Source organism: Phenylobacterium sp. Root700 (assembly GCF_001429025.1).
Lineage (GTDB): Bacteria > Pseudomonadota > Alphaproteobacteria > Caulobacterales > Caulobacteraceae > Phenylobacterium.
In genome coordinates, this window is record NZ_LMHT01000022.1 from 279,373 (window position 1) to 287,103 (window position 7,731).

Consider the following 7,731-nt stretch of genomic DNA (forward strand, 5'->3'; position numbering starts at 1 on the left):
GCCGTTACTCCGCCGCCGCCAGGGTCGCGCCCTGCACGTGCGGCTTGCCGATACGGTAGTTGGTGATCCGCTCCTCGACCTCGTGGCGGAAGTGGCGGAACAGGCCCTGGATCGGCCACGCCGCAGCGTCGCCCAGACCGCAGATGGTGTGGCCTTCGACCTGGCTGGCGACGTCGAGCAGGAGGTCGATCTCCTTCATCTCGGCTTCGCCCGTGGCCATGCGTTCCATGACCCGCCACATCCAGCCGGTGCCTTCACGGCACGGCGTGCACTGGCCGCAGCTCTCGTGCTTGTAGAAGTACGAGGCGCGCGCGATGGCCCGGACGAGATCGGCGTCCTTGTCCATCACGATCATGGTGGCGGTGCCCAGGCCCGAGCGGCGTCCGGCCAGGTCGTCGAAGTCCATCAGCGCGACCTCGGCCTCTTCGGCCGGGATCATGCGCATCGAGATCCCGCCCGGGATCACGGCCTTCAGGTTGCCCCAGCCGCCGCGCACGCCGCCGAAGTGATCTTCGATCAGCTGGCGCATCGGGATCGACATGGCCTCTTCGACCACGCAGGGCTTGTTGACGTGGCCCGAGGCCGCCATCAGCTTGATGCCCGAGTTCTTCGGACGGCCGAAACCGGCGAACCAGTCCGCGCCACGGCGCAGGATGGTGCCGACGACCGAGATCGACTCGACGTTGTTGATGGTGGTCGGCGCGCCGTAGATGCCGGCGCCGGCCGGGAACGGCGGCTTCAGGCGCGGCTGGCCCTTCTTGCCTTCCAGGCTTTCCATCAGCGCGGTTTCGTCGCCGCAGATATAGGCCCCGCCACCGTGGGTGACGTGAAGGTCGAAGTCCCAACCGTGGACATTGCCCTTGCCGATCAGCTTGGCCTCGTAGGCCTGCTTGATCGCCGCTTCCAGGCGCTCGCGCTCATGCACGTATTCGCCGCGGATGTAGATGTAGGCGGTGTGGGCGCGGATGGCGTAGCTGGCCACCAGGCATCCCTCGATCAGCAGATGCGGATCGTTGCGGATGATTTCGCGGTCCTTGCAGGCGCCCGGCTCGGACTCATCGGCGTTGACGACCAGGAAATGCGGTCGCTCGCTCTGCGCCTTCGGCATGAAGGTCCACTTCAGCCCAGTCGGGAAACCGCCGCCGCCGCGTCCGCGCAGGCCCGATTCCTTGATCTGGTCGCAGATCCACTCCGGGGTCTGCTTCAGCATTTCGCGGGTGCCGTTCCAGCAGCCGCGCGCCTTCGCGCCCTCGAGGCCCCAATCATGGACGCCATAGAGGTTCGTGAAGATGCGGTCCTTGTCTTCGAGGATGCCGACCAAGGCCCCTACACTCCCTTTTGCGCAGGGCGAACGCCCGCGACGAAAATCATGCTGCTCACGCCGCCGGCTCCTTGGCGCCCTTGGTAGGCTTGGGCGCGTTAGGGAGAGACTTGATGGGCTTGGCGCGGCTGCCGTCATAGAGCGACGGATCGATGAGCACGAGCGGCCCGCCCTCAGGCGAAGATCCCTGACGGCCGGTGGCCGAGCCCGGCGTGGGCGTACGGCCCGCGGCGAACTCGTCGAGCAGCTTGTCGAAGCTCTCGACCGTGAGGTCCTCGTAGTAATAGTCGTTGATCATCGCCATCGGTGCGTTCGAACACGCGCCCAGGCACTCGACTTCCTGCCAGTAGAACTTGCCGTCCGCCGAGCGGTGATCCTTCGGACCCAGCCGCTTCTTGCAGTGGGCCAGCAGGTCGTTCGCGCCGCGCAGGGCGCACGGCGTGGTGCCGCAGACCTGGACCAGCGCGTGGGTGCCGACCGGCTCCAGCATGAACATGGTGTAGAAGGTCGAGACCTCCAACACCCGGATCTGGGGCATGCCCAGCATTTCGGCGACAGCGCGGATGGCGGGCTCGGAGACCCAGCCTTCCTGCTTCTGGACCAGCCACAGGATCGGGATCACCGCCGACTGCTGCTTGCCGGCCGGGTATTTCGAGATCCACCATTGCGCCTGCTTCAGGCTCTCTTTCGAGAAGGTGAAGCTCGCGGGCTGGTTCGGGGAGAGGCGGCGAACGCTCAAGCGATCCTCACTTCACGAAGTCGACGCGGACGATCTTGGCGTCGGCGATGGTGTAGATGGCGGCGACCTCGAAGGGATCGGCGTCCGGCGAACGCTTGACCCGCTCGTGATCGATGACGCGGGCGCCGACCACGATGCGGTTCAGCAGCTCGGCGTGGTTCTGCGGGAAGTCCGCGAACACCTGCTCGTACTTGGCGCGATAGGCGGCGATGCCGCTGATCGTCACCGCGCCGTTCAGGTCGGCGACCACGACGTCGTCGGCGAAGCACGCGCAGTGACCGTCGAGGTCATGGGCGTTGTAGGCCTCGAGCTGGGCCTCGGCCACGTCGAAGGGGCTGATGCAGGCAGGCGCGCTCAACGGTCGATCTCCCCGAACACGATGTCCAGCGAACCGAGGATGGCCGAGACGTCGGCCAGCATGTGACCGCGGTTGATCCAGTCCATCGCCATCAGGTGCGGATAGCCCGGCGCGCGGATCTTGCAGCGGTAGGGCTTGTTGGTCCCGTCCGACACCAGGAACACGCCGAACTCGCCCTTGGGGGCTTCGACGCAGGAATAGACCTCGCCCGGCGGCGTGCGGAAGCCCTCGGTGTAGAGCTTGAAGTGATGGATCAGCGCTTCCATCGAACGCTTCATCTCGCCACGGCGCGGCGGCGCGAACTTGTTGTCCTCGGTGATGACCGGACCGGGGGTTTTCTTAAGCCGCGCAACGCACTGCTGGATGATTTTGACGGATTCGCGCATCTCCTGCATGCGGCAGAGATAGCGATCGTAGCAGTCGCCGTTCACGCCCAGCGGGATGTCGAACTCGAAGTCGTCGTAGCACTCGTAGGGCTGGTTGCGGCGCAGGTCCCAGGCGATGCCCGAACCCCGAACCATCACGCCCGAGAAGCCCCAGTTGATCGCCTCTTCCTTGCTCACCACGCCGATGTCGACGTTGCGCTGCTTGAAGATGCGGTTGCCGGTGATCAGCTTGTCGATGTCGCCGATCGGACGCGCGAAGGCGTCGGCCCAGTCGCCGATGTCGTTGACCAGAGCTTCCGGCAGATCCTGGTGGACGCCGCCCGGACGGAAATAGTTGGCGTGCAGACGGGCACCGCAGGCGCGCTCGTAGAACACCATCAGCTTTTCGCGCTCTTCAAAGCCCCACAGCGGCGGGGTGAGCGCGCCCACGTCCATCGCTTGAGTGGTGACGTTGAGCAGGTGGTTCAGGACCCGGCCGATTTCCGAGAACATCACCCGGATCAGCGAACCGCGGATCGGAACCTCAAGATCCAGCAGCTTCTCGATGGCCAGGCAGAACGCATGTTCCTGGTTCATCGGCGCCACGTAGTCGAGGCGGTCGAAGTACGGGATGTTCTGGAGGTAGGTCCGGTACTCCATCAGCTTTTCGGTGCCGCGATGCAGCAGGCCGATGTGCGGATCGACCCGTTCCACGACTTCGCCGTCCAGCTCCAGGACCAGGCGCAGAACGCCGTGGGCCGCGGGGTGCTGCGGGCCGAAATTGATGTTGAACTTGCGGACCGGGGTTTCCGGGATGGGTGTCGAAGCGTCGTCAGCCATCACTTCGGGCCTCCCGCTTGGGGCGCGCCGGCCCCGGCCACCTTCTCATCGCCCGGCAGCACGTAATCGGCGCCTTCCCACGGCGAGAGGAAGTCCCAGTTGCGATATTCGACGGCCTTGACCGGCTCATAGACGACGCGCTTCAGCTCATCGTCGTAGCGCAGCTCGACATACCCCGTCATCGGGAAGTCCTTGCGCAGCGGATGGCCGTGGAAGCCGTAGTCGGTCAGGATCCGACGCAGGTCGGGGTGGCCTTCGAAGAAGATCCCGTACATGTCGAACGCCTCGCGCTCGAACCAGTCGGCGCAGGGATAGACGCTCGTCACCGTGGCGACCGGCGTGTCCTCGTCGGTCTGGATCTTCAGGCGGACGCGGTAATTCTTGGTCAGCGACAGCAGGTGGTAGACCACGTCGAACCGCTGGGCGCGGTCCGGATAGTCGACGCCGCAAAGGTCGATCAGCTGCTGGAAGGCGAACTGGTCGCGCAGTTGGGTCAGCACCTGCACGATCCGGCCCGCCGGAGCGGTCAGGGTCAGTTCGCCATAGGCCACGTCGAAACCGGCGACGGCGCCGGCCGAAGAGGTGACGATCTCATTGCCCAGCGCGTGCAGGGCGTCCTCGGTGACGGGCCAGCTCATCGCTCGATCGTCCCCGTCCGGCGGATCTTCTTCTGCAGCTGCAGAACGCCGTAGACCAGGGCCTCAGCCGTGGGCGGGCAACCGGGCACATAGATGTCGACCGGCACGATCCGGTCGCAGCCGCGCACGACGGAATAGCTGAAATAGTAGTAGCCGCCGCCATTGGCGCACGAGCCCATCGAGATGACGTAGCGCGGCTCCGGCATCTGGTCGTAGACCTTGCGCAGAGCCGGGGCCATCTTGTTGCAGAGCGTGCCGGCGACGATCATCACGTCCGACTGACGCGGTGAGGCGCGCGGCGCGAAACCGTAACGCTCCAGGTCATAACGCGGCATCGAAGCCTGCATCATTTCCACGGCGCAGCAGGCCAGGCCGAACGTCATCCACATGAGCGAGCCGGTGCGCGCCCAGGTGATCAGGTCGTCGGCGGCCGCGGTGATGAAGCCCTTGTCGGCCAGTTCGTTCGACACGCCGTCGAAGAACGGGTCGTGGACTTTGGGGTCGTAGCCCTCGACCGTCGTACGGCCGGCCGAACCCGCAGGAACGATCACTCCCATTCCAGGGCGCCTTTCTTCCACTCGTAGATGAAGCCGACGGTCAGAACGCCCAGGAAGGACATCATCGACCAGAAGGCGAACTGGGCCACGTCCTGCGGCAGCTTCATAAGCGCCACGGCCCAGGGGAACAGGAACGCCACTTCGAGGTCGAAGATGATGAAGAGGATCGAGACCAGGTAGAACCTGACGTCGAACTTCATCCGTGCGTCATCGAATGCGTTGAACCCGCACTCGTAGGTCGACATTTTTTCCGGGTCAGGCGCTGTCGGCGCGAGCGTCGCTGACGCCACGATGAAAGCGAGACCCAAAACGGTCGCAATCCCAAGGAAGATCACGATGGGCAGATACTGCAAAAGAAAGGCGTTCATGGAATCCTCGAAGGAGTCGCGCGCCCTTCTAGACCACCATTGCGCAGGGTTCAAACGGCGTGGTGCGACCGTTGGTATCGCAGCGCGGGACAAATAGCATCGGCGGAAAAATTCGTCGCGTCTGTGAGGCTTAAGCCCTTTCAACCCCTGAGAAAACGCCCGGCGCCGCCGCGATTACCTTCGAAGCGCCGATAGCCGCGCTAGTAATAATCACTCTCAATTATAGGCCTCATTTCGGGCGCCTCAGCGCCCTCCCCGGCCCCGCAAGTCCCACGTCGGGCCGCCTTGACGCTATTCAGCCGCCCCCGAACTTCAGGCGCACGCCGCCATTGACCACGAACCCTTCCGTCGGCGCCCAGGCGTCGACCGTCCATTGTCCGTCAGGCGCGCGGCCCGGGCGGACCATCCGATCATATTTCGTCTGCCGGACGTTCAGCAGGTTCTCCAAATTCAAGAACACGCTGACATCGCCAAAGATGACCTCGCCCATGAGCCCCAGCTCAAGGTACGGGCGGCCCTTTGAGCGGTAGGGGTTGTCATAGAGCGGCTGACCACCGGTGTAGTAGGCCTCGATCCCAAGGCGGCCTTTGCCATGTTCTTCCCACATGGCGACCATGCCGGCCGTATGGGTCGGGGTCAGGCCAACCGCCCTGCGCCCCAGCCCCAACGGATCGGGCTCGGTCGCGTCCACATAGACGTAGCTTCCAGTGACCGTGAACGCCTCCCAGCGGTAGCGAAGCAGCAGCTCCGCGCCCCGCGTGCGGGTCAGGCCCTGGATGTTCACCAGCCGAACCTGCTCTGCGTCGACCTCGTCCAAACGAACCGCATTTCGTATGTTCGATCCGAACAGAGTGAGGCTGGCCTCGATCGGGCCCGACGAATATCCCGTATCCAGCGAGGCGGTCTCGGCGACCTCCGCCTTCAGCCCGCTGAGCGGATCAAGCCGGGACAGACCCGCCGCCTCAATCTCCTCGACGAACGGCGTCGGCGCATAGAAGCCGCGCCCCAACGACGCCCTGACCGTCCACGGGCCCGGCCGGTAGAGCATCGAGACGCGAGGGCTCAGCTGAGAGCCGTACTCGCTGTGATCGTCCCACCTGGCGCTACCCGCGAGGGTCAGGTCCTCCCGTAGGTCGTGCTCGGCCTGCACGAACAGGGCTGGGACCGTGTAGGTGTAGTCGAACGCCGAAAAGGTCTTCGACTCAAACCCGTCGGACTGAATCGCCACACCGGCGAGCCAGGAGGTCTTGGTCGAACGCCCCGCCAGGGACGCCTCGGCGAACAGCGTGTCGTGGCGATCATCCTCGACGTCTTGGCCGAAGCGATGGACGTGGTCCTGCGTCATCGCCGCCCCGCGAATGTGGGCCGTCACCACCTCGCCTATCGGGAACTGGGCGACCAGGCCCGCATCGTAACGGCGGCTGTCCTGGCTCAACGGGAAGGTTTGGCCGTCCGGCGTCGTGCGGCCGGGCAACGTGCCGCCCTGGCGCTCCTCGTCCATCGCCCCGAGGGTCAGGAACGCCGTCGAGCCGTCGTCGCCCTCCCAGAACAGGCGTGGCCGAACGGTCCAGCGTTCATAGCCCGGCGTATCCACCCAGCCGTCGTCGTCCAGGTCGTGCCGGCTCTGCCTGTGGAGACCGCCGACCACCGAATAACTCCAGTTTCCGGTGTTGGCCGAGGACGCATAGGCCGTCAGGTCCTGGCCGTTGCGGCTCGTGAGGTTGAGCAGCAGTTCCTGCGCCGGCTCGGCGCCCGGCCGCCGCGAGACCAGGTTGATGACCCCGCCGAGGGCCGATGGGCCATAGAGCGCCGAAGCCGCCCCCTTGATGACCTCCACCTGCCCGAGATCCGTCGGCGGTATCTGCAGAAGTCCCAGCGACGACGCCTGTCCTCCATAGAGCGGCAGCCCGTCGGCGAGCAGCTGCGTGTAGCGCCCGCTCATGCCCTGCATTCGAATATTGGCCGCGCCCATGGCCGGCGCGGTGACCTGCACCCTCACGCCCCCGGTTTCGGCGACCAGCATCGCGATGTTGCCGGGCGTCATCAGGATCTTTTCTTCGATCTCCTCGCGGCTGATCACCTCGACCCGGATCGGCTCGTCCTGCACCCGGCGGCCGGAGCGGGTCGCCTGCACGATCACCTCCTCGACCTCTTCCTCGCCCGAATGCTCCTCGGCCTTGGCGGGCGAGGGAGAGCCCGCCGACACCATCACCACCGCTAAAATCAGCAGCGGGGTACGGGGAACCGTCGTCAATTGGAGCACTAGCGATCCTTCTGGGATGCGAAACTGTCGTAGACCCCGTCCAAGACGAAGGGGCTGGCGGCCAGCGGGTTATGCATCCTCTAGCTGCTGGAGGATCAACCCCGCTTATCGTGGATTGGCGATGTTATGCACGCCCCTCTCGCCTCGAATTGCAGATCGGCGTTGACACGATTCAAGTCGGGTCATATCAGACGCCCCTCGCGGCGACGTAGCCGTCACGCGGATGTAGCTCAGTTGGTTAGAGCGCCGGCCTGTCACGCCGGAGGTCGCGGGTTCGAGTCC

8 protein-coding genes are annotated in these 7,731 nt (G+C 65.1%); all 8 read right to left on the reverse strand.

Features of this window, described 5'->3' with window-relative positions; all coding sequences use genetic code 11:
* Positions 1 to 4: 4 nt before the first annotated feature.
* The gene (gene nuoF, locus ASE02_RS12200) at positions 5 to 1,321 is read right to left on the reverse strand and encodes an NADH-quinone oxidoreductase subunit NuoF (RefSeq protein ID WP_056734518.1); all 1,317 of its coding nucleotides are present in this window, start codon (positions 1,319 to 1,321) and stop codon (positions 5 to 7) included.
* A gap of 55 nt (positions 1,322 to 1,376) precedes the next feature.
* Positions 1,377 to 2,060: an NADH-quinone oxidoreductase subunit NuoE gene (gene nuoE / locus ASE02_RS12205; RefSeq protein ID WP_056734520.1), complete on the reverse strand. Its 684-nt coding sequence runs from the start codon at positions 2,058 to 2,060 to the stop codon at positions 1,377 to 1,379.
* 7 nt (positions 2,061 to 2,067) lie between these two features.
* On the reverse strand, positions 2,068 to 2,418 hold the full coding sequence (locus tag ASE02_RS12210) for a nuclear transport factor 2 family protein (protein WP_235536680.1): 351 nt from the start codon (positions 2,416 to 2,418) through the stop codon (positions 2,068 to 2,070).
* Positions 2,415 to 3,623 (reverse strand): NADH-quinone oxidoreductase subunit D, encoded by a 1,209-nt coding sequence (locus tag ASE02_RS12215; RefSeq protein WP_056734522.1) that lies wholly within the window; start codon positions 3,621 to 3,623, stop codon positions 2,415 to 2,417. Before ASE02_RS12215 ends, ASE02_RS12210 begins: the two co-directional genes overlap by 4 nt.
* A complete protein-coding gene (locus ASE02_RS12220) occupies positions 3,623 to 4,261 on the reverse strand; it encodes an NADH-quinone oxidoreductase subunit C (protein WP_056734524.1) in 639 nt (212 codons plus the stop codon). Before ASE02_RS12220 ends, ASE02_RS12215 begins: the two co-directional genes overlap by 1 nt.
* Positions 4,258 to 4,839, reverse strand: coding sequence for an NADH-quinone oxidoreductase subunit B family protein (locus ASE02_RS12225; RefSeq protein WP_156406025.1), 582 nt, complete (start codon positions 4,837 to 4,839; stop codon positions 4,258 to 4,260). The genes ASE02_RS12220 and ASE02_RS12225 overlap by 4 nt, the downstream gene beginning before the upstream one ends.
* The gene (locus ASE02_RS12230; protein ID WP_056734528.1) at positions 4,809 to 5,186 is read right to left on the reverse strand and encodes an NADH-quinone oxidoreductase subunit A; all 378 of its coding nucleotides are present in this window, start codon (positions 5,184 to 5,186) and stop codon (positions 4,809 to 4,811) included. The genes ASE02_RS12225 and ASE02_RS12230 overlap by 31 nt, the downstream gene beginning before the upstream one ends.
* 295 nt (positions 5,187 to 5,481) lie before the next feature.
* Positions 5,482 to 7,449 carry a TonB-dependent siderophore receptor gene (locus tag ASE02_RS12235; protein WP_235536681.1) on the reverse strand — a complete coding sequence of 656 codons (1,968 nt, stop codon included), beginning with the start codon at positions 7,447 to 7,449 and terminating at the stop codon, positions 5,482 to 5,484.
* Positions 7,450 to 7,731 lie beyond the last annotated feature (282 nt).

Excerpts from the sequence above, each read along its gene's own strand:
- ASE02_RS12230 (WP_056734528.1), bottom strand. The coding sequence starts at position 5,186 with ATGAACGCCTTTCTTTTGCAGTATCTGCCCATCGTGATCTTCCTTGGG.
- ASE02_RS12220 (WP_056734524.1), bottom strand. The coding sequence starts at position 4,261 with ATGAGCTGGCCCGTCACCGAGGACGCCCTGCACGCGCTGGGCAATGAG.
- ASE02_RS12215 (WP_056734522.1), bottom strand. The coding sequence starts at position 3,623 with ATGGCTGACGACGCTTCGACACCCATCCCGGAAACCCCGGTCCGCAAG.